This is a genomic window from Pseudonocardia sp. P-1 (assembly GCF_058111925.1).
Genome location: NZ_CM176614.1, coordinates 323,785 through 348,026 on the forward strand (window position 1 = coordinate 323,785; position 24,242 = coordinate 348,026).

Genomic DNA, 24,242 nt, shown 5'->3' on the forward strand with positions numbered 1-24,242 from the left:
GCCGCTCATCCCTGGAACGGGCGGTCCCGCCCGGTCCAGCGGTCCTCGTCGCGGCGGTAGACCGGGATCGGCTTCTCGGCGACCCGGAAGGTGTAGCGCCCTGCCTCCTCGACGACCTCGCCGTCGGTGGCCAGCATGCTCGGCTCCAGCAGCTCGACGTCGAGGCTGGGTACCTCCCGCTGGTGGTAGACCCGGCTGTGCCCCAGGGCCCCCAGGATCAGCGCGAGGACGACCCGCAGCCGGGAGAACCGCACGTCGGCGCGCAGCCAGCGGACGTCGAGCAGGCCCGAGTCCAGCGTCGGACGCCAGGCGGGCACCGCGCCGCGCGGGTGGTACGGGCCGTTGCCCACGAACAGGAACCAGACCTTGTACCAGCGGTCCCCGAGCCGGACCGAGATCTTCTCCGAGCGCTGGAGCACCGTGATCAGTGCCGCGGCGAACGCCGGCCACTTGCCGTAGCGCGGCTGCCACTGCTCGCGCAGCCGCACCAGCTCCGGGTAGGAGCCGATCGAGGCGGTGTTGATGAAGTAGCGGGTGCGGGTGACCGAGACGTCCTCGGGGTCGTCCAGGCGGCCCGGATGGGCCTCGACCAGGGCCAGGTCGACCGCGACGGCCTCGCCGGCCTGGGTGGCGTCGACGGCCTCCTGGGTGTCGTAGACACCGACGTCGCGGGCGAAGTGGTTCAGGGTCCCGCCGGGCACGACGACCAGCGGCAGGCCGTGCCGGTCCGCGACCGCGGCGGCGGTCGCGACGGTGCCGTCCCCGCCCGCGACGCCGACCGCCTGCACCCAGGAGCCGAGCCGGTCCAGGGCGTCGGTCAGCATGTCCTCGACCTTCACCCCGTCACCGACGACGAGGTGGTGCGCGGCGGGCAGCCGCTCGCGGACCTCCTCGGACACGTCCTGGTCGGGCGGCCCGGAGAACGGGTTCGAGACGATGACCAGGCCCTCGCCCTGCGGCAGGACCGGGACGGTGTCGATCGGGCGGGCGCGGGCCTCGTCGCTGGGACGCACCGGCCACCAGCGGTTCGTCAGCTTCGCCACGCCGGTGCCGATCGCCGCCCCGACGAGCACGTCGGAGGTCCAGTGCACGCCCACGTGCACCCGCGACCAGCCCACCAGCGCCGCCAGCGGCACCACGACCGGTGCGGCCCGGCGGTTCTCCATCACCACCGCGGTCGCGAACGCCGCGGCCGAGGCGGCGTGCCCCGACGGGAACGACGACGACGACGGCGGGTCGGCCACCGTCCGGTAGACGGGCAGCTCCGCCGCGGCCGGCCGCCGGCGCGGCAGCAACGGCTTGAGCAGCGCGTTCGCGGTGAGGCTGGTCAGCGCGATGGAGGCGATCCCGCGCATCGCCGCCTTGCGCCCGGCGCCGCGGCGCACCGCCATCAGCGCCGCGATGGTGAACCACAGCACGCTGTGGTCGGCGGTGCGGGTGAGCCGGCGCAGCGAGGTGTCCACCCGGCTCGGCGGACGGCTCGCGATGAACTCGGTCACCGCCCGGTCGGCCCGGGAGACCGAGTCCACCCCGCGGTCCAGACGACGGGACCTGCGGGCGACGCGTTCGAACCATCCACTCACAGTCGTGACAGTAGAGGGGGTCGGGCGCCTACCCTGAACGGCATGCAGCGTCGGATCTTCGGGGTCGAGACGGAGTTCGGTGTCACGTGCACCTTCCACGGGCAGCGCCGACTGTCCCCGGACGAGGTGGCGCGCTACCTCTTCCGCCGGGTGGTGTCGTGGGGCCGGTCCTCCAACGTCTTCCTCCGCAACGGTGCCCGTCTCTACCTCGACGTCGGGTCGCACCCCGAGTACGCCACGGCGGAGTGCGACTCGCTGACCCAGCTCGTGTCGCACGACAAGGCCGGTGAACGGATCCTCGAGGACCTCCTCGTCGACGCCGAGCGACGCCTGGTCGACGAGGGCATCGGCGGGGACATCTACCTGTTCAAGAACAACACCGACTCCGCGGGGAACTCCTACGGCTGCCACGAGAACTACCTCGTCGCGCGGCAGGGCGAGTTCTCCCGGATCGCCGACGTGCTCCTGCCGTTCCTGGTCACCCGCCAGCTCATCTGCGGGGCCGGGAAGGTCCTGCAGACCCCGCGCGGCGCCGTGTACTGCCTGTCCCAGCGGGCCGAGCACATCTGGGAGGGCGTCTCCTCGGCGACGACCCGGTCCCGGCCGATCATCAACACCCGCGACGAGCCGCACGCCGACGCCGAGCGCTACCGGCGGCTGCACGTGATCGTCGGCGACTCGAACATGTCCGAGGTGACGACCCTGCTCAAGGTCGGATCGGCCACCCTGGTGCTGGAGATGATCGAGGCCGGCGTCCAGTTCCGGGACTTCACCCTGGACAACCCGATCCGCGCGATCCGCGAGATCAGCCACGACCTCACCGGGCGCCGCCCGGTGCGGATGGCCGGCGGCCGGGAGGCCTCCGCGCTGGACATCCAGCGCGAGTACCACGCCCGCGCCGTGGAGTACCTGGAGGCGACCGGGCACCCGGACCCGGCGATGGCGCGCGTGGTCGAGCTCTGGGGCCGCACCCTCGACGCCGTCGAGTCCCAGGACCTGTCGAAGATCGACCGGGAGATCGACTGGGCGATCAAGCACCGGCTGGTGGAGCGCTACCGGGCCAAGCACGACCTGGAGCTGTCCAGCGCCCGCGTCGCCCAGCTGGACCTGGCCTACCACGACGTCCGCCGTGGTCGCGGCCTGTTCGACATGCTGCAGCGCAAGGCGCTGGTCGACCGGGTCACCGACGACGGCGAGATCGAGGCGGCCAAGGACACCCCGCCGCAGTCGACCCGGGCCAAGCTGCGCGGGGACTTCATCGCCGCCGCACAGGCGGCCGGACGGGACTTCACCGTCGACTGGGTGCACCTGAAGCTGAACGACCAGGCCCAGCGAACCGTGCTGTGCAAGGACCCGTTCCGCGCCGTCGACGAGCGGGTGGACCGCCTGATCGCCTCGCTCTGACCGCGGCCCCGGGGTGGGTGGACACCCACCCCGGGGTACGGCTCAGTCGGGCTGGGCGATCCGGCCGAACCGCGACTCCTGCGGGTCGGCGAACACGTGCAGCCCGAACCGCGACGACAGCTCCCGGCAGACCGCGACGCCGCGCACCGAGTTGCCGTGCCGGTCCAGGCCGGGGGAGTACACGCCGAGCCCGAACCAGCGCGGCAGCACCCCCATGATCCCGCCGGACACCCCGCTCTTGGCCGGGATGCCGACGTCGTGCGCCCACTCGCCGGCGGCGTCGTACATGCCGCACATGCTCATCACGCTGACCACGGTGCGCAGGTGCTCGCTCGGCAGTGCGCGCTCGCGGGTCAGCGGGTTGACCCCGCCGTGGGCCAGGGTGGCGCCCATCGCCGACAGCTCCGGCGCGGTCACCGTGATCGAGCAGGCGGCGAGGTAGACGTAGAGGGTGTCGTCGATGTCGCCATGCAGCATGCCCAGGCTCCGCATGAGGTAGCTGAGCCCGAGGTTGCGGTCGTTGGAGACCAGCTGCTCGTCGAGGACCGCGCGGTCGATCTCCAGCGACGGGTTGCCGGTGTAGACCCGGTTGCGCTCCAGGAGCCGCTCGGCGCGCTCCTCCTTGGTGGCCCCCTTGACCATGTTCGCCGCGACCAGCGCCCCCGCGTTGATCATCGGGTTGAACGGGCGGTGGTGCGTCTCGTCGAAGGTGATCGAGTTGAACGGGTCCCCCGACGGCTCGACCCCCACCCGGCGCAGCGTCTCGGCCAGGCCGTTGTCCTCCAGCGCGAGCCCGTAGGTGAAGACCTTCGAGATCGAGTGCAGCGGGAAGCGGACGTCGCAGTCGCCGACCTGCCACTGCGTGCCGTCGACGTTCGTGCCGGCCAGGCCGAACTCCTCGGCGCGGGCCTCCATCTCCGGCGGGTAGTAGCTGACGACCTCCTCGCCGGGCAGCAGGATGCCGCTGCCGGCGGTGCAGGTGCTGCGGAGGTCCTCGAACTGCTGCTGGACCATTTCGCGTTCGGCCTGCGCGACCATCGGTGTCCCTTTCGTCGAGGGTGTCCGGTCGCACCGTAGCGAGCGCGCGGCTCAGGCGTGGCGCAGCGGCCAGGGCGCCCACACGACCGGAGCGTCACCCGGGCCGGCGCACGCGGTCGCCCCACGGCCGTCGGACGCGGTGCCGGCGACGGTCTCCCCGGACGACGACCTGCCGCGGTGCGGTCCGAGCGCGTGCCCGGCCCACGTGACGCCGTCGCGACGGGCGCACCACTCCCGGAACGTCCCGGCGACGACCGCCGCGACGGTGTGCTCGAGCTCGTCGGCGACCTGCTCCCAGGTGTCGTCGCAGGCGTCGCACCCGCACGGCGGCAGGTGCGCGGACAGCAGGTGCCCGGCCCGGACCACGACGCCCGGGAAATCCGTCCGGACCAGCGTCACCGTGGCCGCGTCCGGGTCGCGCGGGCGCAGCGTCGTCACCCGGACCGCGCCCGGCTCGTCCCGGGCGGGGGCGTCCTCGTGCTCGACATCGACGTCGTAACGGGCGGCCAGGTGCGCGGCGACGGCGTCGGCGACGGTGTGCAGCGGCCGGAACCGCTCGGAGTGGGTCACCACCGAGTAGCTGTCCTCCGGCGGGCCGTCCGGACCCCAGCGGCTCCCGTACGGGACGACCGCGCCGGTGGCGTCGTGGAACACGGCGGCCGGCACGTCCGGTCGCCGGTAGGTGTCCATGCCCGGCAGGGTGCCGGACCCCGCGGGCCGGGCGCACCCGGAATCTCCGGGCCCGGATCGGCGACGCCACCGGGGCGTCGTCCCTCCGGCCGGGGGCGTCCGGTCACCGGACCTACGGCCCGGGCCGCCGCGGGGCCGGGATCCGGGCCGCGGGTCGCCACAGCCGCTCCCAGCCCATGTCCGCGAAGCAGGGACCCTGGGTGGCCTCGGAGAACTTGATGTCGTTGTGCCCGGCGTTCCACTCCAGTACGACGGGCCGCTCGTCGGCGTCGACGGCCAGGTCCCACCCGACGCAGCGCGCGAACGGCATCCCCCGGTGCAGCTGCAGCACCGCGGCGACGCACCCGTCGAAGCCCGGCACGGTGGTCCCCGTGAACCCCGCGCCGGAGTCGGGGTGGGCGTCGACGCGCGTCCAGCGCGGGGTCAGGCCGTGGTCGGCGAGCCGGCCGGTCGTGGTGTCCACGGCGACGCGCACGTGGCTGGCGGAGCGCACGTGGGTGTCGGCGGCGCGCCCGAACCGCAGGTAGGCGGCCCGGACCGAGGCGACGCCGTCGTCGGTCACGACGGTGGTGACCCGCATCGTCGCCACCGAGCCCGGGGTGAACCCCGCGAGCAGCGGGTGCTGGTCGACCCAGCTCTGGAACACCCCCGACGGCAGCCCGCCGAGCTCGGCGGGGTCGAACCCCGACCGGTGCAGCACCCGCACCCCGGCGCCCTGGATCGAGTCGTCGGACTTGAACACCGCCCGGTCGGAGCCGGCGAACAGCACCGACGCGAGCCCGGCGCGGTCGAGGTGGCGCAGGTCGCGGTCGTAGAGGCCGCCGTTGACCCAGTAGGCGACGTCGGCGAACAGGTCGGACCGCAGCAGCCGCCGCGACAGCGGCTTGAGCTTCGAGACCTCGCCGTAGGGCCCCTGCACCGCGGGGAGCACGACCCGGCCGTAGTAGTTGTCGGGGATCCAGCCCTCCCGGAACTTCCCGGCCACCGCGGCGTAGACGCGCAGCCAGGGGGCGTAGCCGCGCCAGCCCAGCACGTCGCCGGCCCAGGCGTCGCACGCCCGGGCCGTCGCCGGGTCGGACGGACCGCGCTCGGCCTCGATCGCGGCGAGGAGCGCCGCAGCCTCCCCGCGGTGGCGGCGGTGGAACCGGATGGCCCCGGCCCGGCGCAGCGCCCGGTCCGCGACGACGTCCAACGTGGCCATGCGTGCCCTGCTCCCGGTGTCGACGACGATGTCCCCCAGAGGACTCGTCCGCGGCGCCGGATCGTTAGAGCCCGTCGGGCAGCCAGCCGTCGCCGGAGGGGTACATCTCGGTCGCCTCCTCCCGCCGGCCCGGGCGCACGATCCGGCCCAGCCGCGACTCCGACGGGTCGGCGAACACGTGCAGCCCGAACCGGTCGGACAGCTCGCGGCACACCGCGACCCCCCGCACCGAGTTGCCGTGCCGGTCCAGCCCGGGGGAGTAGACGCCGACCCCGATCGCGTCCGGGATCGCCGCCAGGATCGCCCCGGACACGCTCGACTTGGCCGGGATCCCGACCTCGTAGGCCCACTGCCCGGCGGCGTCGTACATGCCGCACATGCTCATCACGCTGAGCACGTCACGGGTGTAGGTCCGGGGCAGCGCAGGCACCCCGGTGAACGGGTTCGCCCCGCCCCGGGCCAGGGTCGCCGCCATCGTCGACAGCTCCGCGGCGGTGACGGTCACCGAGCAGGCCGCCAGGTAGACGTACAGGTTGTCCTCGATGTTGCCGTGCAGCATCCCCAGGCTGCGCATGAGGTACGACAGGGCGACGTTGCGGTCGTTGGAGACCAGCTGCTCGGCCAGGACGTCGTCGTCGACGGCCAGGTCGGGGTTGCCCGCGTAGATCCGCAGCCGGGTCAGCAGCCGCTCGACCTTCTCCTCCTTGGTGGCGCCGTGCACCAGGTTCACCGCGACCAGCGCCCCCGCGTTGATCATCGGGTTGAACGGGCGGTGGTTGACCTCGTCGAAGCTGATCGAGTTGAACGGGTCGCCGGAGGGCTCGACCCCGACCCGCAGCAGGACCTCCTCACGGCCGTTGTCCTCCAGCGCCAGGCCGTAGGTGAACACCTTGGAGATCGAGTGCAGCGGGAAGCGGACCCCGGCGTCGCCGACCTCCCACTGTGTGCCCTCGATGTCGGTGGCGGCCAGCCCGAACAGCTGCGCCTGCCCGGCCATCGACGGCGGGTAGTACGCGACGACCCGCCCGTCGGGGACCCCGCCGGGGCTCCCGACCGCACGGTGCAGCTCCTCGAGCTGCCGCTGCACGATCGCGCGCTCGGTCTGCTGCTCCATCGGCGCCCCTCCTCGCGGACCGGTCCGTCCGGTGCGGAGCGCAAACTAGATCACCGGTGCCGGGTCACTCGATCCCGGGCATGATCCGGCGGCGCAGCTCGGCCAGCTCGTCCTGTACCTCCGGGTCGGCCGGACCCGCCTTCTCCGGCGCCGGGGCGACCCCCATCGACCGCAGCAGCCCGGTCGCGGCCGCGGCCGGGTCCCCGGTCTCCCCGAGGACCGGGTGCAGACCCTGGTCGGCCAGGTGGTGGAACACCAGATTCACCACGGTCCACGGGTTGAACGTCTCCTGCTCACCGGACATGCGCCACCTCCACGTGCCGGTACGGCCGCGGCGCCGCACCCCGGGTCGAGCCTTTTCCGTTCACGCGCCGCCGTCAACGACCCTGTCGCAGGATGAGACACCGATCAGCGGTGACCGGTCCCCAGACCGGCGTCGCGGGCGGCGACGATCGCTGCGGCCCGGTCCGCGACCCCCAGCTTGAGGAAGATCGACGACACGTAGTTGCGGACGGTCTGGTGGCTCAGGTGCAGCTCGGCTGCGATCACCGGGTTCGGCAGGCCCGCCGCGATCCGGTCGAGCACCTCCCGTTCCCGGGCGCTGAGCTGCGGGAACGTCTCCGGGGCCGCAGCCGTGCCCCGGTGCACCGCCAGGGCGGCGTCGGCGACCGCGGGCCCCAGCACCGACCCGCCCGCCGCGACGATCCGGATCGCCGCGGCGATCTCGGCCTCGTCGGAGCCCTTCACCAGGTAGCCGCGGGCACCGGCGCGCAGCGCGGCCAGCACCGTGCCGTCGTCGGACAGCATCGTCAGCACCACGACCGCGACGTCCGGGTGGCGCTCGGCGAGCCGTGCGGTGACCGTCATCCCGTCCGGACCGGGCAGGTACAGATCCAGCACCACCAGGTCGGGCCGGGTGGTGGCGACGGCGGCGAGCGCCGCGTCGCCGTCCGCGGCCTCACCGGCGACCTCGGCGTCGGGCATCCGCTCGACCACCCCGCGCAGCCCGGCCCGGAACAGCGGGTGGTCGTCGACGACCAGCACCCGCACCGGGCGTCCCGGCTCACCCACCGGACCGTGCCCCGCCCACCGGAAGCACGGCCCGGACCAGCGTGCCCGTGGGCACTCCGGGGAGCACCTCCAGCGTCCCACCCAGCGACCGGGCCCGCTCCGACATCGAGGCCAGACCGGTCCCGCCGCTCGGCGCCGCACCGCCCGCGCCGTCGTCCTCGATCTCCAGGCACAGCCTCGGCCCGTCCAGGGTCAGTCGCACCGAGCACCGCCCGGCCGCCGCGTGGCGCAGCACGTTCGTGATCGCCTCAGAGGTGATCCGGTAGGCGGCGACCTCGACGGCGGCCGGCAGCGTCGTGCCGTCCAACCCGCTCTCCACGACGAACCGCGGCGCGCTGTCGGTGTGCCGGAACGTGGTGAGGTACCGGTCCAGCGCCCCGGCCAGACCGAGCTCGTCGAGCGCTGGGGGGCGCAGCGCGTCCACGATCCGCCGCAGCTCCCCGATCACGTCCCGGACCTCGGACTTGACCGCGTCCACCCGGTCCGGGACCGCTCGGGCCGGGTCGGCACCCCGTGCGGCGTGCGCGATCCCGTCCAGGGCGAGGACCAGCGCCGCCAGTGACGGCCCGACGCCGTCGTGCAGGTCGGCCCGCAGTCGTCTCCGTTCCCGCTCCAACGCCTCCACCAGCGCCTCCCGGGACCGGCGCAGCTCGGAGCGCAGCACCGCCGCCTGCACCGTCGCGGCCAGCGGGCGCGCCAGGTCCGCCAGCAGGACCTGGTCGCGCGCGGTCAGCGGCTCCCCGGGGCGGCGGGTCGCGACGTGCAGCTCACCCACCGGGGTCCCCTGGTGCAGCAGCGGAACCGTCTCCACCGCGCGCCCGTCGCCGGGGCGGCGGCCGAGCACCGACTCGGTGCCGCACTCCCCGCCGCTCCCGTCCGCCTGGCCGTCGTGGACCCGCAACGCCACGTACGGGACCCGCAGCGCGGTGCGGACCTCGGCCAGCGCCGCTCCCGGAACGTCCTCGGGGTCCAGGTTCGCCTCGAGCCGCTCGGCCAGCCGGGTCAGCGCGGCGTAGGGGTCGTCGCGGTCGCCGTGGATGAGGGTCCGCGCCATCCGTTTCACCCGCGACAGCAGCGGCGCGAGCACCAGCGCGACCGTGGCCGCGCCCAGCAGCGCCGCGCCCTCGGGCAGGACCCGGTCGGCCAGACCGACCACCCCGACGTAGACCAGGAGCAGGCACAGCGCGACCGTCCCGAACACCAGCGTCCGGTGCAGGGCGGGCTCGACGCCCCAGAGCCGGTGCCGCACCACCGCGACAGTGATCGCCAGCGCGGCCAGCCCCAGCGCCAGGCCGGTGAGCACGTCGCTCACCGGTGGCCCCGGCACGAACAACGACGCCGCGACCACCGCGGCCGCCAGGAGGAACCAGCGCAGCCGCACCCGCTCCCCGTCATCGCCCCGCAGATAGGTCACCACCGCCGCGGGGACGCAGACGAACGCCGCCGCGAACACGCACCCCACGACGAGCCCCTCGACCAGCGGCGTCACCCACCGCGGGCCGGTCACCAGGGGGTTCGCGGCCAGTCCCAGGGCGACCCGCGGCTCGAGCAGGCTCAGCACCGGTACCGCGACCAGCACGACCAGCAGCACCCGTTCGGCGACCGTCCAGAACCGGCCGGCGGGCCGTCCGTCCGGGAACCACAGCGGCAGCAGCGTGATGAGGGCCAGGAACGGCGTCCAGGTGGCGCCCGCGACCAGCGCCGCCCACTCCGCCCCGGGCAGTGCACCGGGGCGGCTCCGCAGCGCGTAGTCGGCCCAGCTCAGCGCCAGGAACGACACCCCGAGACCGGCAGCAGACAGGAGCACCAGACCGATCCGGTGCCCCGGCCGTCGCGCGAGAACGAACGCTCCCGCCGGCGGGACGAGCACCCCGACCAGCGCGTTCACGACGTACACCGACCCGGGCCCGAGAGTCCGCCAGTTCACCACCGCCGGCGGGACGGCCGCGGCGACGCACACCGCGGACCCGACGGCCACCGCCCACACGGCGACGACGGTGCCGCGGCGGGCCGGACGTATCCCGGCGGGTTCCACCGGCCCATCATCGTGCGCCGGGGTCCCGCTGTCACCGGACACCGGTCACAGACCGGACGGGTACACCGGTCCCTGGCCGTGGGACCGCCGCCCGCGCTGCACTCGTCGTCGTCCGTCGGGTGACGGGGCGAACGGAGAGAGGGTGGACGGCGATGACAGGGACCGAGCGATGGCTGGCGATCACTGCGGGCGCGGGTGTGCTGGGCGGCGTTGCGTGGACGGCGAAGGTCGTGACGCTGTGGGCGACCGGCACGGAGGGCGGGCTGGACCAGCTGTTCTTCGGGGTGGGGTTCGCCGCGTTGCTGCTCGCGGCGACCGGGCCGGGGGTGTGGCTGCTGCGCGGGCGGCCGATGGCGTGGCGGGTCCTGGGCGGCGTCCTCGGGCCGCCCCTGGGCGTCCTGATCTTCCTCGTGGGGGTGCAGGGGGCGGTGGAGCCGGTGAACCCGGCGCTGCCGTTCGGGCTGGCGGGGGAGGTCGGGATCGTGCTCGCCGCGCTCGCCGGAGTCGTGCTCGGCGGCGGGCGGATGGTGCGGGTCGTCGGCGACCGGGTGTCGGCGCCGTCGGCGACCTGAGGCGACACCCCGGCGCGGTCCCGCGTGCCTGCGGCCCGGGGCGCCCGATCCGTCCCGTCCGGCCTGGCTACGATGCCCGTCGTGTCCTCCGCCCGCGCCGAGCGACTGGTCAACCTGGTGCTCTGCCTGATGTCGACGCGCCAGTACCTGTCCGCGGAGCGGATCCGGTCGATCGTCCCCGGCTACGCCGACGGCGCCGGCGACGAGGCGTTCTTCCGGATGTTCGAGCGGGACAAGGCCGAGCTGCGGGAGCTGGGCGTGCCGCTGGAGACCGGCCACAACTCGGTGTCCGACACCGTCGAGGGCTACCGGATCGCCCGGGCCGACTACGAGCTCGGCGAGATCCACCTCGACCCGGACGAGGCGACCGTCGTCGCGCTGGCCGGGAACCTGTGGGACTCCCCGGAGCTGGCCGGCGCCGCGCACGGGGCGCTGGTGAAGCTGCGCGCCGCGGGCGTCGAGGTCGCCGAGACCCCGGCCGCGGCGATCCGGCCGGGCGCCGCCGCGGGTGAGCCGGCCCTCGCGCCGCTGCTGGGCGCGGTGCGCACCGGCCGCGTGGTCACCTTCGACCACCGCCGCGGCGGCCCCACCGGCGAGCTGGTGCGGCGGACCGTCGAGCCCTGGGGCGTGGTGTCGTTCCGGGGCCGCTGGTACCTGGTGGGCCACGACCGCGACCGCGACGACGTGCGCTGTTTCCGGCTCTCCCGCGTCGAGGGCCCGGTGCGTGCCGTCGGACCGGAGGGCGCGGTCACCGTGCCCGACGGTGTCGACCTGCGGGCGCTGGTGCGTGCCTCGGCGGGCCCGCAGCCGGTGTCGGGCACCGCACGGGTCTGGGTCGCGGCGGGACGCGCGGCCGGGCTGCGCCGCACCGGCCGCGAGCGCGGGCCACGCGAGCACGCCGGACGGCCGGGCGTGGAGATCGAGCTGGACCTGCGCGACCGAGGCACCGTCGCGCGGTGGCTGGCCGGGCACGGCCCGGACGTCGCCGTCCTCGACCCGCCGGAGCTGGCCCGCGCGGTCCGCGAGCTGTGGGAGGCCGCGCTCGGCGCCGGTGCCCTCGGGACCCGCACGTGAGCCGCCAGGGCGTCGCCCAGCGCCTGCCCCGGCTGCTGTCGCTGGTGCCCTACCTGCGGGCGCACCCCGGGGTGCCGGTCGCCGAGGCCGCCGCGGACTTCGGCGTCGACGAACGGCAGCTGCGCAAGGACCTGGAACTGCTGTGGATGTGCGGGCTGCCCGGCTACGGGCCGGGTGACCTGGTGGACCTGTCCTTCGCCGGGGACACCGTCGACGTCGTCTTCGACGCCGGGCTGACCCGGCCGCTGCGCCTGACCACCACCGAGGCGACCGCGTTGCTCGTGGCGCTGCGGATGCTGCACCAGACCGCCGGGGTCGTCGACTCCGACGCCGTCGGGCGGGCCATCGCGAAGGTCGAGGCCGCGGTGGGGGAGGCGGCCGGTCCGGGCGGTCTGGTCACCGTCGAGTCCGGGATCGGCGAGCGCGACACCACCGCCGTCGTGCGCCGGGCCCTCGACCGCGGGCGCGCGCTGCGCATCGTCTACTTCACCGCGGGCCGTGACGCGGTGTCCCGCCGCGACGTCGACCCGATGCGGCTGGTCGTCAGCGGCGGGCGCGGCTACCTGGAGGCGTGGTGCCGCCGTGCCGAGGACGTGCGGATGTTCCGCCTGGACCGGGTGGAGCAGGCCGAGGAGCTCGACGAACCGGCCCGCGCCCATCCCGAGGCCCGGCCCGTCGACGTCTCGCACGGGCTGTTCAGCCCGCGCGCCGAGCACCGGTACGCGGTCCTGGAGCTCGACCCGGACGCGCACTGGGTCGCCGAGTACTACCCGGTCGACGAGGTGCGCACCGGGGCCGGTGAGCTGGTCGAGGGCGACCCGCCACCCGGCGCGCCGGACCCGGTGCCCGCCGCGGCGGGCGGCGACGAGCTGCGGGTGCTGCTCCGCTTCGCCGACGACGACTGGCTGGTCCGCCTCGTCCTGGGGCTCGGTGGCGCGGCCCGCATCGTCGAGCCCCCGGAGCTGGCGACGGCGGTGCGCGAACGGGCCCGCGAGGCCCTCCGGATCGCCGACGCATCACCCTGAGTCACCCCGACACCCCCGGGAGGGGGAATGCGACAGGATGACGACGACGGTATGAACACCGGGTGACCGGAGCCACGTCCCGGGACGGGGGGACCGGGCGACCGATTCGCCCGTGTCTACACTCGGTGTCGACCCGGCCCGATCGACGCGAGGTGGACCCATGCCCGGTGGTTACGAGTGGCTGATCATCATCGCCGTTCTGCTCCTGCTGTTCGGCGCGAAGAAGCTGCCCGAGATGGCGCGGTCGGTCGGTCAGTCCGCCCGCGTGTTCAAGGGCGAGATGAAGGGCCTCAAGGACGACGACGCCCGCAGCCGGCAGGCCGAGGAGCCCAAGCCCGCCCAGGAGCTGCCCGCCGCCGCACCGGCGCCGCAGCAGACCGCCCCGGCCCCGCAGCAGACGCCGCAGCAGCCGCCGGCACAGGCCACCGACCGGCCCGCCGGTCCGACCGCCTGAGGCACCTCCTCCCGTGAAGGCGCCGTTCCGTCGGAAGCGCAGGCTGAACCCCGACGGGACCATGACCCTGATCGAGCACCTCTACGAGCTGCGCAACCGGCTCGGCATCTCGCTCGCCGCGATCGTGGTGACGACGGTGTTCGGCTACATCTGGTTCGAGGTCTCGTTCTTCGGTTTCCCGAGCCTGGGTGAGCTGCTCAAGGAGCCGTACTGCTCGCTGCCGCCCTCGGCGCGCGCGTCGCTGACGGCCGACCCGAACGCCTGCACCCTGCTCGGCACCACCCCCTTCGACCAGTTCATGCTGCGCCTGAAGGTCGGGGCGACGGCCGGAGTGATCCTGGCCTGCCCGATCTGGCTCTACCAGCTGTGGGGCTTCATCACCCCGGGCCTGCTGAAGAAGGAGCGCCGCTACGCGCTGGGCTTCGTCTCGGTGGCCGCGGTGCTGTTCGTCGCCGGCGCGGTGCTGGCCTACCTGATCATCCCGCAGGCGCTCGGCTTCCTGCTGACCATCGGTAGCGAGATCCAGACGACGGCGCTGACCGGCACGTCGTACTTCTCGCTGGTCGTGAACCTGATCGTCATCTTCGGGGTCAGCTTCCTGATCCCGCTGCTGGTCGTCGCGCTCAACGCGGCCGGGGTCGTGTCCTACGACGTGCTCCGCCGCTCCCGGCGCGGGCTGATCTTCGGGCTGTTCTGCTTCGCCGCGATCGCCACGCCCGGCCAGGACCCGATCTCGATGCTGGCGCTGGCGTTCGCGCTGACCCTGCTGTTCGAGGGCGCCATCCAGGTCTGCCGGATCACCGACCGGCGCCGGGCCCGCCGTCGCGCCGCCGAGGGCTGGGACTCGCTGGACCCGGACGAGCCCTCGCCGCTGGACACCACGCCGTCGCCGATCGAGGGGCCGTCCCGGATCGAGCCGTCCCGGATCGAACCCCCCGCGCCGGTGTCGACCACCCGGGCACCCGTCGTTGCCCCGGACGGCGGCACCGCGGGTGCGGGGAACGGCCGCGCCGGGGGTGCCGGGACGAACGGGACCGTCCCCGGGGCGCCCCGCTACGACGACATCACCTGACCGGGGCGGTGCCGCGGACCCCCCCGCGGCCCCGTCCGGCACGGCTCCGTAGGCTTGCCCCCCGGATCGGGTCGGGCGGCACTGAGGAGCGGGTCGGGACAGATGAAGTACAACCGGGTGGTCATCAAGCTCAGCGGACAGGCGATGGCCGGTGCCGACGGCTTCGGGTTCTCCGCGCAGGCCCTGTCCCACCTCGCCGACCAGATCCGGCAGATGCGCGCGCTGGGGGTGCAGGTCGCGGTCGTCGTCGGCGGCGGGAACGTGTTCCGCGGCAACCGCTCCGAGACCTGGGGGATCGACCGCGTCGAGGCCGACAACATCGGCATGCTCGGCACCGTGATCAACGGTCTCCTGCTGCGCGGCAAGCTCTCCGCGGGTGGTGAGGAGAACGTCCGCGTCATGACGGCGATCCCGATCAACGCCGTCGCCGAGCCGTTCCTGCGGCTGCGCGCCAAGCGGCACCTGGAGAAGGACGCGATCCTGATCTTCTCCGGCGGCAACGGGCAGCCGTTCATCACCACCGACTACCCGAGCGTGCAGCGCGCCCTGGAGATCGGCGCGGACGCGCTGCTGGTGGCCAAGCACGGCACCGACGGCGTCTACGACACCGACCCGCGCACCAACCCCGACGCCCGCCGCTACGAGCGCCTGCCCTACGACGAGGTCCTGTCGCGCCGGCTGGCCGTGATGGACCAGACCGCGTTCATCCTGGCCCGCGACCACGGCCTGCCGCTGCACGTGTTCGACATCGAGAAGGACGGCCTGATGGCCGCGATCTGCCGTGGTGAGCACCACGGCACGGAGATCAACCCCGACATCGTCGAGGCGGAGTTCGCCCACCCGGAGTAGGCCGGCGGTGCCACGTGGCCCGGCTCACCCTGTGACGGAGCAGGGTGTCGGTGCCGTGTGACAGCCTGGGGCCGTGAATGGTTCCGCCGCCGACCCGGCCGCCGCGTACGCGGCGGCGAAGGCCCGCGCCGCCTATCCGCGGCTGGCCGAGTTCACCGGTCTGATGCCCTTCGACCTGGACCCGTTCCAGCGCGAGGCGTGCGAGGCCCTGGAGGACGGCCACGGCGTCCTGCTCTGTGCGCCCACCGGCGCCGGCAAGACCGTCGCGGGTGAGTTCGCCGTGCACCTGGCCCTGTCCGAGGGCCGCAAGTGCTTCTACACCACGCCGATCAAGGCGCTGTCCAACCAGAAGTACGCCGACCTGGTCGCCCGCTACGGCGCGGACGCGGTCGGCCTGCTCACCGGTGACACCGCGGTCAACGGTGACGCCCAGGTGGTCGTGATGACCACCGAGGTGCTGCGCAACATGATCTACGCCGACTCCGACAAGGCGGCGAACCGTCGGCTGGACCACCTCGGCTACGTGGTGATGGACGAGATCCACTACCTGGCCGACCGGTTCCGCGGCGCGGTCTGGGAGGAGGTCATCCTCCAGCTGCCCGGGCACGTCGCGGTCGTCGGGCTCTCGGCCACGGTCAGCAACGCCGAGGAGTTCGGCGACTGGCTGGTGGAGGTCCGCGGCGACACCCGCGTGGTGGTCGACGAGCACCGCCCGGTGCCGCTGTGGCAGCACATGATGGTCGGGAACCGGTTGTTCGACATGTTCGGTGAGCGGAGCACCCCCGGCGGGCCCGGTGAGGTCGTCGTCGACCCGGAGCTGGTCCGCTACACCCGCGAGATGGCGCGGCGGGACTTCACCACCTCACGCGGCTCGGACCGGGCGGGCGACCGCGGGCCGCGCGGCCGGGGTGGTCCGCAGCGCGGCCGCACCCGGGCGGGAAGACCGACTCCACGGCCGTCGTCGGGCGGGGGCCGCGCGGGGGCGGGCCGTCGCGCGGTGGGTTCCGGCCGCCGTCGCGGGTGCAGGTGATCGACCGGCTCGACCGCGAGGGGCTGCTGCCCGCGATCACGTTCGTCTTCTCCCGCGCCGGCTGCGACGCCGCGGTCGGCCAGTGCGTGCGGGCCGGGGTGCGCCTGACCGTGCCCGAGGAGGTCGACGAGATCCGCCGGATCGTCGAGAAGCACACCGGCGACCTGCCGCAGGCCGACCTCGGCGTGCTCGGGTACTGGGAGTGGCGCGAGGCCCTCGAACGCGGCGTCGCCGCCCACCACGCCGGGCTGCTGCCGGCGTTCAAGGAGACCGTCGAGGAGCTGTTCGTCGCCGGCCTGGTGCGCTGTGTGTTCGCCACCGAGACCCTGGCGCTGGGCATCAACATGCCCGCCCGCACCGTCGTGCTGGAGCGGCTGGTCAAGTACAACGGCGAGGCCCACGTCGACCTCACCCCCGGCGAGTACACCCAGCTCACCGGGCGTGCCGGGCGGCGCGGGATCGACGTCGAGGGCCACGCCGTCGTGCTGTGGGCACCCGGCATGGACCCGGAGCAGGTCGGCGGGCTGGCCTCCACCCGCACCTACCCGCTGCGCAGCTCGTTCCGGCCGGTCTACAACATGTCGGTCAACCTGGTCGGGCGCCTGGGCACCGACGCCGCCCGCGAGCTGCTGGAACGCTCCTTCGGGCAGTTCCAGGCGGACCGCTCGGTGGTCGGGCTGGCCCGGCGGATCGACCGCAACACCGAGGCCCTGGACGGCTACCGGGAGGCGATGAGCTGCCACCTCGGCGACTTCGCCGAGTACGCCGACCTGCGCAGGCGCATCGCCGACCGGGAGAAGTCGCTGCGCCGCCAGAACACCGTCGCCGCCCGCGACGAGGCCTCGGAGTCGCTGCGCGAGCTGCGTCCGGGCGACGTGATCGCGGTGCCCTCGGGCAAGCGCGCCGGGATCGCCGTGGTGCTCGACCCGGGGATCGGGGCGGTGTCGGCCGCGGGCCGCGACGCCGAGGTCCGGCCGCTGGTGTGCACCGAGGACCGCTGGGCGGGACGGTTGTCGGCGGCGGACTTCCCGGACGCGGTGGAGGTGCTGGGCCGGATCAAGCTGCCGAAGCGGGTCGAGCACCGGTCCCCGCAGGTCCGCCGGGACCTGGCCTCCTCGCTGCGTGCCTCCCGGCTGGGGGAGGGGCGCGCCCTCGGGCGTCGTCGCCGGCCCGGGGTGCAGGACGACCCGGAGCTGTCGACACTGCGCCGGGCCCTGCGCGCGCACCCCTGCCACGGCTGCGACGACCGCGAGGCGCACGCCCGCTGGGCGGAGCGGCACGCGAGGCTGGAGCGGGAGACCGAGACGCTGCGGCAGAAGGTGCGGGCCACGACGCACTCGCTGGCCCGGGCGTTCGACCGGATCCGGGCGCTGCTCGCCGAGCGCGGCTACCTCGTCCCGGCGGGGGAGGCCGAGCCCGGCGAGGAGGAGATCACCGCGCACGGCCGGGTGCTGGCCCGGCTGTGGGGCGAGTCGGACCTGCTGGCCGCCGAGTGCCTGCGGCACGGCGCGTGGGACGGCCTGGAGCCCGACGAGCTGGCCGCGGTGGTCTCGGCGCTGGTCTACGAGTCCCGCCGCGACGACGCACCGATGCCGCGGCTGCCCACCGGCCCGGTGTCCGACGCGCTGGAGCGGACCGTTCGGCTGTGGGAGGAGCTCGACGCCGACCAGCGCCGGCACAAGGCCGAACGCACCCGCGCACCCGACCTGGCCTTCGCCTGGCCGATGCACCGGTGGGCCCGCGGCGAGTCCCTGGCACAGGTCCTGGAGGCCGCCGAACGGAACGGGCACGAGTTGTCCGCGGGCGACTTCGTACGCTGGACCCGGCAGGTCCTCGACCTGCTCGACCAGATCGCCGGGGTCGCCGGGCGGTCGAGCGCGGTCGGGAAGGCGGCCCACCGGGCCTCCGGTGCGGTCCGGCGCGGCGTGGTCGCGGCCGGTATGCAGTAGCAGTCACGAACAGCACCGGCAGTCACGAGCAGCACCAGCTGTCACGACGGCACGACGAGAGAGACGGGCGGACGAGTAGGCGATGAACAACCCGCAGGGACCGGACCGGCATCCCGAGGATGCCGCGGAGCGGACCGGGGAGATCCCCGCCTGGGGCACGCCACCGCCCGGCGGGTGGGGCGCCGACCCCGAGACCACCGGAGCCTGGTCCCCCGACCGCGACGACCGTGACGGCTGGGCCGCCCCCGACGCCGCCCACGACGCCGGCGGCGCACCCGCGCAGGGCACCGGCGGCTGGGACGCCGTCCCGCCCGCGGGCGGACGCCACAGCGGCGACACCGGCGGCTGGGCCGCCCACGACGGGGGCGCCGGGGACCCGGCCCGCGGCGAGCCGCTGTGGGGCGACGAGGCCGGCCCCGACACCGGCACCGACGGCGGATGGGCCGTCCCGACCGGGCGCCGCGCCCGTCGCCGGGCCGCCGAGACCGGAGCGCCCACCGACGCCGTCCCCGCGTCGTCGCCCGGGTCGCCCTGGGCCGACGCGCAGACCACCGCGGCCGTCCCGGCCGACGGCGGGTCCGGGCCGGGCGGATGGCAGAACCCCGGCCCCGGCGAGGACGAGCCCTGGGTCTCCCGGGACGCGGTCCGCTCCCCGTCGCGGACGCGGCGCTACGTCCTGGCCGGGATCGGCGCCGTGGTGGTGGCCGCACTCGTGGTCGGCGCGCTGTTCTGGGCGGGCGTGCTCGGCAGCGACCGGCTCGACCGCACCGCGCTGCAGGCCGGGGTCAACCAGGTCCTCACCCAGGACTACGGCCTGCAGGTCGGCGCGATCGCCTGCCCGGAGGACGTCGAGGTGTCGGCCGGCACGCAGTTCACCTGCCAGGCCGTCGTCGACGGCGAGCAGGTGGAGGTCCCCGTCGTCGTGACCAGCGACCAGGGCGACTACCAGGTCGGGCGGGTCTGACCGGGCCGCGGTGGCGGGCCGGGTAATCGGCTGGCGCGCGGGGCGCGCGGACGCGAGGCTCGTCGGATGTGAGCCCCGATGACCCGTTCGCGCCGCACCCCGCCCCGCCGGCCGTCGCCCCCCACCCGGTCCGGACCCTGACCGACCCCGCCGACCGGCGCCGCGCGTTCGACCTGTTCCTGGGCACCCTGCACCACGGCCCGATCACCGACGACGCGTGGGAGGCCCACGGGCAGGCCCCCGACGAGCACTGGCTCGGCGTCGTCGACCCCTCCGGTGCGGTGGTCGGGTCGGCGTACTCCTTCCCGACCCGGCTGACCCTGCCCGGCGGGGCCCGGGTCCCCGCCGCCGCGGTCAGCGGCGTCGGGGTGCGACCCGACCGGACCCGCGCCGGGCGCCTGACCGCGCTCGTGCGCGCCCAGCTGACCGCGGCCCGCGACCGCGGCGACGTCGCCGCGGTGCTCCGCGCGTCGGAGGCCGGCATCTACGGTCGCTACGGCTACGGCGTCGCCTCCCGCGCCGACCAGGTCCGCGTCACGGCGGGGGCCGCGTGGCGCCCGGAGGCCCCGGCCGGGGGCACGGTGCGGATGCTCGACCCCGACGAGGCGACCGGGCTGCTGCCCGGCCTGCAGGAACGCCTCGCCGCGGACCGCCCGGGCGGGATGACCCGCTCCGCGCGCTGGTGGCGGCGGGCGCTGCGCCCCGCGGGCCCGCCCGCCGGCGAGTACAAGGGCGTGGCGGTGCACACCGGCACCGACGGCGTCGACGACGGATTCGTGGTGTGGGGCGTCGCGGAGGGCGACCTGGCCACCGGCGGCACGGACGAGGTCCGGGTGCAGCAGCTCTGGGCCGCCGGGCCCGCCGCGACCGCCGGGCTGTGGCGGTTCCTGACCGGCCTCGACCTGGCCGGCGCGGTGACGAGCTGGGCACGTCCCCTCGACGAGGACCTCGACCTGGTGCTGGCCGACTCCCGGGCCCACCGGGTCACCGGCCGCGGCGACGACCTGTGGCTGCGCCTGCTCGACCCGGACGCCGCGCTGCGGGCCCGCGCCTGGGGCCCCGGCGGACCGGTCGTGCTGCGGGTGCACGACGCGTTCCTCGGCGACACCGGCACCTGGCGTCTCGCCGACGGCGCCGCCGAGCCCGCCGCCGGCACCGATCCGGACCTGGAGTGCACCGTCGACGCGCTGGCGGCGGCGTTCCTCGGCGACCGGTCGCCGTCGTCGCTGGTGGCGGCGGGCCGCTGGCGCGAGCACACCCCCGGCGCCCGGGTCCGGGCGGACGCGCTGTTCGCGGTGCCCGGACCGGCGCCGTGGTGCGGCACGTTCTTCTGAGCGTCCCCGCCGCCGACGCGGACGCTCAGGCCCGGCGGCGGGCCCGGACGACCGCGTCGTGGCCGGTCACCGTGCTGCCGTCGGGCAGCGTCACCGGCCGCGGCCGCGCGTCGGCGACCAGCACCTCCCACCGGTCCGGGTCGAGCGCACCGGCGAGCTCGTGCTCGTCGGGGAACAGCTCCGGCTCCGGCGGGCGCGGGATCCCGGCGGCCAGGTCGCGCGGGTGGTGCAGCACCAGCAGCAGCGTCCCGCCGGGGGCGACGGCGTCGGCGAGCGCGGCGTACAGCGGGCGGCGCACGTCCGGGGGCAGGTGCAGGAACTGGGCGTTGACCAAGTCGTAGACGCCCGCGGCGGGCGGGGCGGAGCGCAGGTCGGCGGCGGTGAGGGTGACCGCGTCGGCCCACCCGGCCCGCTCGACGGCGGCCCGGGCCCGCTCCACCGCGACGGGGGAGACGTCGACGGCGTCCACCCGCCAGCCCCGCGCGGCGAGCCACACCGCGTCGCCGCCCTCCCCGCAGCCGACGTCGAGCGCCCGCCCGGGCGGCAGGTCCGCGGCCTCGGCGACGAGGGCGGCGTTGGCGTCGCCGCTCCAGATCTGCGGACGGGTGTCGTAGTGGGCGTCCCAGAACGCCGCGGACCAGCGGTCCTCGGTCACGGTGGCTCCTCCGGTGGATGTGGTCGGTGTGGTGGGCGCAGCGGCGGTGGTGATGCCGGTGGCGAGTCCGTGCACCCGGTCGTCCGCGACGAGCGCGGCGACCCGGCGCTCGGACGCGGCACCGAACGGGTCTGCGGGAGAGGAGGTCATGGCACCACCCTGCGCGCCTCCGCGCGAGACTGGCAAACATCGTTGCCAGGATGGCAAACTGCCGGTGTGGACGAGGCGATCGCGGACACCCTGGCCGGCGTCGGCCCCCGGCTGGCCGGGCTGCGCACCGCGCACGGCATGACCCTGGCCGACCTGTCGGAGGCCACCGGCATCTCGGTGAGCACGCTGTCGCGCCTCGAGTCCGGCGGGCGCCGTCCGACCCTGGAGCTGCTGCTCCCGATCGCGGCCGCCCACCAGGTGCCGCTCGACGAGCTCGTCGCCGCCCCACCGGTCGGCGACCCGCGGGTGCGGCTGCGGCCGCGCCGGGCCAACGGGATGACCGTCGTCCCGCTGACCGAGCGCCCCGGCGGGCTGCAGGCGTTCAAGATGCTCATCCCGTTCCGCGGCGACGAGCCCGACCCGCGGGTGCACGAGGGCTACGAGTGGCTCTACGTCCTCGACGGCAGGCTGCGCCTGGTCCTCGGCGGGCACGACGTCGTGCTCGGCGCCGGGGAGGCCGCCGAGTTCGACACCCACGTCCCGCACTGGTTCGGCTCCGCCGACCGCGACCGCGCCGTCGAGCTCCTCAGTCTGTTCGGCCCGCAGGGCGAGAAGATCCACACCCGCGCCGCGCCGCGGGAGCGCCGCACCGCAGGCAACTGAGGCTGAGCCTCAGTCGAAGAACGCGGGCACGTCCACCGGGCCGCCCGCCTCGGCGAACTCCGCCGCGACCGCCCCGCGCAGCGCCTCGTCGTACAGCAGGTCGGCCACCACCGCCGCCAGCCCGGCGGCGCCGTCGAGCACCGCGCGGTCCCCGGCCGCGCTCGCGGCGGCCTCGGCGAACCCGGTGGTGTGCAGCGCGGTGCCCGGCTCCGCGATCGCGATCATCGGATGGATCGACGGCACCCGCAACGAGACGTTGCCCAGGTCGGTCGACCCGGTCTCGGTGTCCGGCACCACCCCGCGCGGGTACACCGTGCGCCCCCGCCCGGCCTGGTGCACCGCCCAGCGCGCGGCGAGGGTCCGGTTGTGGCGGATCGGCAGGTACGGCGGGCGCGGGTCCCACTCCAGGGTGTGGCCGCAGCCGGTCATCGCCGCCGCCGCGACGGCGATCGCCTCCACCCGCGTGGTCAGGTCCCGCAACGTCTCCGGGTGCTGCGAGCGCAGGTAGTAGCGCGCCGACGCCCGTTCCGGTACGACGTTGGGCGCCTGCCCGCCGTCGACCACGACGCCGTGCACCCGATCCCCGTCGGGGATGTGCTGGCGCAGCATCGCGATCCCCTGGTACCCCATCACGACCGCGTCCAGGGCGTTGCGGCCCCGGTGCGGCTGGGCCGAGGCGTGCGCGGCGACCCCGTGGTAGGTCACCTCCAGCTGGCGGCGCCCCAGGAACGGGTGGTCGGCGATGTCGTGGGCGAACGGGTGCACCATCACCGCGGCGTCGACGCCGTCGAAGGCGCCGTCGCGGGCCATCGTCTCCTTCCCGCCCCCGCCCTCCTCCGCCGGCGTGCCGAGCAGCACCACGGTGCCGCCCACCGGGTGCGCGGCGAGCACCCGCGCCAGCGCCAGGAACGCGCCCACCGCCGCCGAGCAGATCACGTTGTGCCCGCAGGCGTGCCCGATGCCGGGCAGCGCGTCGTACTCGGCGAGCACCGCGACCGTCGGGCCGTCCCCGGAGCCGAGCGTCGCCCGCAGCGCCGTGTCCAGCCCGTGCACGCCGACGGCGGCGTCGACCCCGTGCCCGGCCAGCAGCGCGGCCACCGCGGCGACCGAGCGGTGCTCGGAGAACGCGGTCTCCGGGTGGGCGTGCAGGTCGTGCGACAGCGCCAGCAGCTCGTCCCGCAGCTCCTCGACCGCGGCCGCCACCGCCTCCCGCACCGCGGCCGGGGCGCCGTCGTGGGGGGAGGTGATCGGGTCGGCCGCCGCCGCGCGCACCGCGGTCTCCCGGGCCACGGCCTCGTCGTACGCCGACGACGGCGGGACCGGCAGCCCGTGGTCCGGGCAGGTCACGACGACGCCGCCGCGTCCAGGGCCTTCCGCAGCCGCCCCACCGACGACTCCAGACCCCACCGCCGTGCCAGCTCGTCGAGCCGGTCCGGGTCGGCGAACGACGCCGGGAGCACGTCGTCCCGGCTCAGGTCGACCTCGGCGTCGGTCCGCACCCGCACCACCGGCTCGACGACGTCGAGGTAGTCCCGCGCCGCCGCCAGCTTCGCCCGCGGCCCCGGCCCGATCCGGGTGTCGCCGTCGCCGACGGCGGCCAGCAGCTCCGCCCACGAGCCGAACCGGCCCACCAGCGTCGCCGCGGTCTTCGCCCCGACCCCGGGCACGCCGGGCAGCCCGTCGGAGGGGTCCCCGCGCAGCATCGCCATCTCCGCGTACGCCGCACCCGCCCGCTCCCGGGGCACCCCGAACTTCTCGGCGACGTCGTCCGGGCCCAGGTTCTCGGCCTTGTTCAGCCCGCGGCCGATGTACAGCAGCCGCACCGGCGGGGCGTCGCGCACGATCTGCATGAGGTCCCGGTCCCCGGACACCCCCAGCACCGGGTCGGAGGCCTCCCGGTGGGCCAGGGTCCCGATGACGTCGTCGGCCTCGCAGCCCACGGCCCCGCCGGTCGCGATCCCGGCCGCGGCCAGCACCTCCATGATCAGCGGCACCTGCGGGGCGAGGGTGTCCGGCACCTCCTCGGGCACCCCGGCCGGCACCTCGTCGCCGGCCCGGCCCGCCTCGACCCGGTGCGCCTTGTACGACGGCAGCGCGTCCACCCGGAACGCCGGCCGCCAGTCCAGGTCGAGGCAGGCCACCAGCCGCACCGGGCGGTGCTCGGTGACCAGCCGCGCGATCATGTCGGTGAACCCGCGCACCGCGTTCACCGGCGTCCCGTCCGGGGCGGTGACGCTCTCCGGCACGCCGAAGTAGGCACGGAAGTACATGCTCGCGGAGTCCAGCAGCATCAGCGGGCGCTCACTCATGCCGCG

Annotated in this window: 21 protein-coding genes and 1 pseudogene; 11 read left to right on the plus strand and 11 right to left on the minus strand. The window is 75.2% G+C overall.

Going from position 1 to position 24,242, the window contains the following annotated elements; genetic code table 11:
* Positions 1-5 precede the first annotated feature (5 nt).
* Positions 6-1,583 (minus strand): bifunctional phosphatase PAP2/diacylglycerol kinase family protein, encoded by a 1,578-nt coding sequence (locus AC0GKK_RS01570; RefSeq protein ID WP_357545625.1) that lies wholly within the window; start codon positions 1,581-1,583, stop codon positions 6-8.
* Positions 1,584-1,625: 42 nt separating this feature from the next.
* On the opposite strand from AC0GKK_RS01570, the gene pafA reads away from it, so the two are divergent.
* Positions 1,626-2,987 (plus strand): Pup--protein ligase, encoded by a 1,362-nt coding sequence (pafA, locus tag AC0GKK_RS01575; protein ID WP_062395087.1) that lies wholly within the window; start codon positions 1,626-1,628, stop codon positions 2,985-2,987.
* Between the two features lie 42 nt (positions 2,988-3,029).
* Here pafA and glsA (AC0GKK_RS01580) read toward each other — a convergent pair whose 3' ends face one another.
* From glsA (AC0GKK_RS01580) to AC0GKK_RS01610, 7 genes are all read right to left on the minus strand, one after another.
* Positions 3,030-4,025 carry a glutaminase A gene (gene glsA / locus AC0GKK_RS01580; protein WP_405417064.1) on the minus strand — a complete coding sequence of 332 codons (996 nt, stop codon included), beginning with the start codon at positions 4,023-4,025 and terminating at the stop codon, positions 3,030-3,032.
* Between the two features lie 51 nt (positions 4,026-4,076).
* Complete coding sequence (locus AC0GKK_RS01585) at positions 4,077-4,715, minus strand: DUF6226 family protein (protein ID WP_489882973.1); 639 nt, start codon at positions 4,713-4,715, stop codon at positions 4,077-4,079.
* Positions 4,716-4,827: 112 nt separating this feature from the next.
* Positions 4,828-5,916 (minus strand): sugar-transfer associated ATP-grasp domain-containing protein, encoded by a 1,089-nt coding sequence (locus AC0GKK_RS01590; RefSeq protein ID WP_489882974.1) that lies wholly within the window; start codon positions 5,914-5,916, stop codon positions 4,828-4,830.
* A 64-nt stretch (positions 5,917-5,980) separates the two neighbouring features.
* Complete coding sequence (glsA, locus tag AC0GKK_RS01595; protein ID WP_062395077.1) at positions 5,981-7,030, minus strand: glutaminase A; 1,050 nt, start codon at positions 7,028-7,030, stop codon at positions 5,981-5,983.
* A gap of 64 nt (positions 7,031-7,094) precedes the next feature.
* Positions 7,095-7,334: a hypothetical protein gene (locus AC0GKK_RS01600; protein WP_208823721.1), complete on the minus strand. Its 240-nt coding sequence runs from the start codon at positions 7,332-7,334 to the stop codon at positions 7,095-7,097.
* A gap of 104 nt (positions 7,335-7,438) precedes the next feature.
* Positions 7,439-8,101 carry a response regulator gene (locus AC0GKK_RS01605; protein WP_346107411.1) on the minus strand — a complete coding sequence of 221 codons (663 nt, stop codon included), beginning with the start codon at positions 8,099-8,101 and terminating at the stop codon, positions 7,439-7,441.
* A complete protein-coding gene (locus AC0GKK_RS01610) occupies positions 8,094-10,136 on the minus strand; it encodes a sensor histidine kinase (protein ID WP_489882975.1) in 2,043 nt (680 codons plus the stop codon). The genes AC0GKK_RS01605 and AC0GKK_RS01610 overlap by 8 nt, the downstream gene beginning before the upstream one ends.
* 152 nt (positions 10,137-10,288) lie before the next feature.
* Between AC0GKK_RS01610 and AC0GKK_RS01615 the strand changes: the two genes are divergently transcribed.
* From AC0GKK_RS01615 to AC0GKK_RS01655, 9 genes and pseudogenes are all read left to right on the plus strand, one after another.
* Positions 10,289-10,708 (plus strand): hypothetical protein, encoded by a 420-nt coding sequence (locus AC0GKK_RS01615; RefSeq protein ID WP_489882976.1) that lies wholly within the window; start codon positions 10,289-10,291, stop codon positions 10,706-10,708.
* Positions 10,709-10,789: 81 nt separating this feature from the next.
* The gene (locus AC0GKK_RS01620; RefSeq protein ID WP_489882977.1) at positions 10,790-11,782 is read left to right on the plus strand and encodes a helix-turn-helix transcriptional regulator; all 993 of its coding nucleotides are present in this window, start codon (positions 10,790-10,792) and stop codon (positions 11,780-11,782) included.
* Positions 11,779-12,807 (plus strand): helix-turn-helix transcriptional regulator, encoded by a 1,029-nt coding sequence (locus tag AC0GKK_RS01625; RefSeq protein WP_489882978.1) that lies wholly within the window; start codon positions 11,779-11,781, stop codon positions 12,805-12,807. Before AC0GKK_RS01620 ends, AC0GKK_RS01625 begins: the two co-directional genes overlap by 4 nt.
* 160 nt (positions 12,808-12,967) lie before the next feature.
* Positions 12,968-13,261 (plus strand): Sec-independent protein translocase subunit TatA, encoded by a 294-nt coding sequence (gene tatA / locus AC0GKK_RS01630; protein WP_073574847.1) that lies wholly within the window; start codon positions 12,968-12,970, stop codon positions 13,259-13,261.
* A 61-nt stretch (positions 13,262-13,322) separates the two neighbouring features.
* Positions 13,323-14,333: a twin-arginine translocase subunit TatC gene (gene tatC, locus AC0GKK_RS01635; protein ID WP_489884078.1), complete on the plus strand. Its 1,011-nt coding sequence runs from the start codon at positions 13,323-13,325 to the stop codon at positions 14,331-14,333.
* Positions 14,334-14,435: 102 nt separating this feature from the next.
* Entirely contained in the window at positions 14,436-15,182 is a 747-nt protein-coding gene (pyrH, locus tag AC0GKK_RS01640; RefSeq protein WP_062395067.1) for a UMP kinase, read from the plus strand.
* A 73-nt stretch (positions 15,183-15,255) separates the two neighbouring features.
* A pseudogene (locus tag AC0GKK_RS01645) lies at positions 15,256-18,161 on the plus strand (DEAD/DEAH box helicase).
* Between the two features lie 82 nt (positions 18,162-18,243).
* Positions 18,244-19,125: a DUF4333 domain-containing protein gene (locus AC0GKK_RS01650; RefSeq protein WP_476651457.1), complete on the plus strand. Its 882-nt coding sequence runs from the start codon at positions 18,244-18,246 to the stop codon at positions 19,123-19,125.
* Positions 19,126-19,193: 68 nt separating this feature from the next.
* Entirely contained in the window at positions 19,194-20,459 is a 1,266-nt protein-coding gene (locus AC0GKK_RS01655) for a GNAT family N-acetyltransferase (RefSeq protein WP_482637513.1), read from the plus strand.
* Between the two features lie 25 nt (positions 20,460-20,484).
* Here AC0GKK_RS01655 and AC0GKK_RS01660 read toward each other — a convergent pair whose 3' ends face one another.
* Positions 20,485-21,264, minus strand: coding sequence for an SAM-dependent methyltransferase (locus AC0GKK_RS01660; RefSeq protein ID WP_405421816.1), 780 nt, complete (start codon positions 21,262-21,264; stop codon positions 20,485-20,487).
* A gap of 78 nt (positions 21,265-21,342) precedes the next feature.
* On the opposite strand from AC0GKK_RS01660, the gene AC0GKK_RS01665 reads away from it, so the two are divergent.
* On the plus strand, positions 21,343-21,927 hold the full coding sequence (locus tag AC0GKK_RS01665) for a helix-turn-helix domain-containing protein (RefSeq protein WP_073575325.1): 585 nt from the start codon (positions 21,343-21,345) through the stop codon (positions 21,925-21,927).
* Between the two features lie 9 nt (positions 21,928-21,936).
* Here the strand turns inward: AC0GKK_RS01665 and AC0GKK_RS01670 are convergent, their stop codons facing one another.
* Together AC0GKK_RS01670 and AC0GKK_RS01675 are read right to left on the minus strand one after the other, a co-directional pair.
* Positions 21,937-23,274: a M20 family metallopeptidase gene (locus tag AC0GKK_RS01670; protein ID WP_489882979.1), complete on the minus strand. Its 1,338-nt coding sequence runs from the start codon at positions 23,272-23,274 to the stop codon at positions 21,937-21,939.
* Complete coding sequence (locus AC0GKK_RS01675; protein ID WP_062395055.1) at positions 23,271-24,236, minus strand: 5'-3' exonuclease; 966 nt, start codon at positions 24,234-24,236, stop codon at positions 23,271-23,273. Before AC0GKK_RS01675 ends, AC0GKK_RS01670 begins: the two co-directional genes overlap by 4 nt.
* Positions 24,237-24,242: the final 6 nt, after the last annotated feature.

Excerpts from the sequence above, each read along its gene's own strand:
- glsA (WP_405417064.1), bottom strand. The coding sequence starts at position 4,025 with ATGGTCGCGCAGGCCGAACGCGAAATGGTCCAGCAGCAGTTCGAGGAC.
- AC0GKK_RS01590 (WP_489882974.1), bottom strand. The coding sequence starts at position 5,916 with ATGGCCACGTTGGACGTCGTCGCGGACCGGGCGCTGCGCCGGGCCGGG.
- pyrH (WP_062395067.1), top strand. The coding sequence starts at position 14,436 with ATGAAGTACAACCGGGTGGTCATCAAGCTCAGCGGACAGGCGATGGCC.
- tatA (WP_073574847.1), top strand. The coding sequence starts at position 12,968 with ATGCCCGGTGGTTACGAGTGGCTGATCATCATCGCCGTTCTGCTCCTG.
- tatC (WP_489884078.1), top strand. The coding sequence starts at position 13,323 with ATGACCCTGATCGAGCACCTCTACGAGCTGCGCAACCGGCTCGGCATC.
- AC0GKK_RS01585 (WP_489882973.1), bottom strand. The coding sequence starts at position 4,715 with ATGGACACCTACCGGCGACCGGACGTGCCGGCCGCCGTGTTCCACGAC.
- AC0GKK_RS01615 (WP_489882976.1), top strand. The coding sequence starts at position 10,289 with ATGACAGGGACCGAGCGATGGCTGGCGATCACTGCGGGCGCGGGTGTG.
- glsA (WP_062395077.1), bottom strand. The coding sequence starts at position 7,030 with ATGGAGCAGCAGACCGAGCGCGCGATCGTGCAGCGGCAGCTCGAGGAG.
- AC0GKK_RS01600 (WP_208823721.1), bottom strand. The coding sequence starts at position 7,334 with ATGTCCGGTGAGCAGGAGACGTTCAACCCGTGGACCGTGGTGAATCTG.
- AC0GKK_RS01675 (WP_062395055.1), bottom strand. The coding sequence starts at position 24,236 with ATGAGTGAGCGCCCGCTGATGCTGCTGGACTCCGCGAGCATGTACTTC.
- AC0GKK_RS01660 (WP_405421816.1), bottom strand. The coding sequence starts at position 21,264 with ATGACCTCCTCTCCCGCAGACCCGTTCGGTGCCGCGTCCGAGCGCCGG.
- pafA (WP_062395087.1), top strand. The coding sequence starts at position 1,626 with ATGCAGCGTCGGATCTTCGGGGTCGAGACGGAGTTCGGTGTCACGTGC.
- AC0GKK_RS01650 (WP_476651457.1), top strand. The coding sequence starts at position 18,244 with ATGAACAACCCGCAGGGACCGGACCGGCATCCCGAGGATGCCGCGGAG.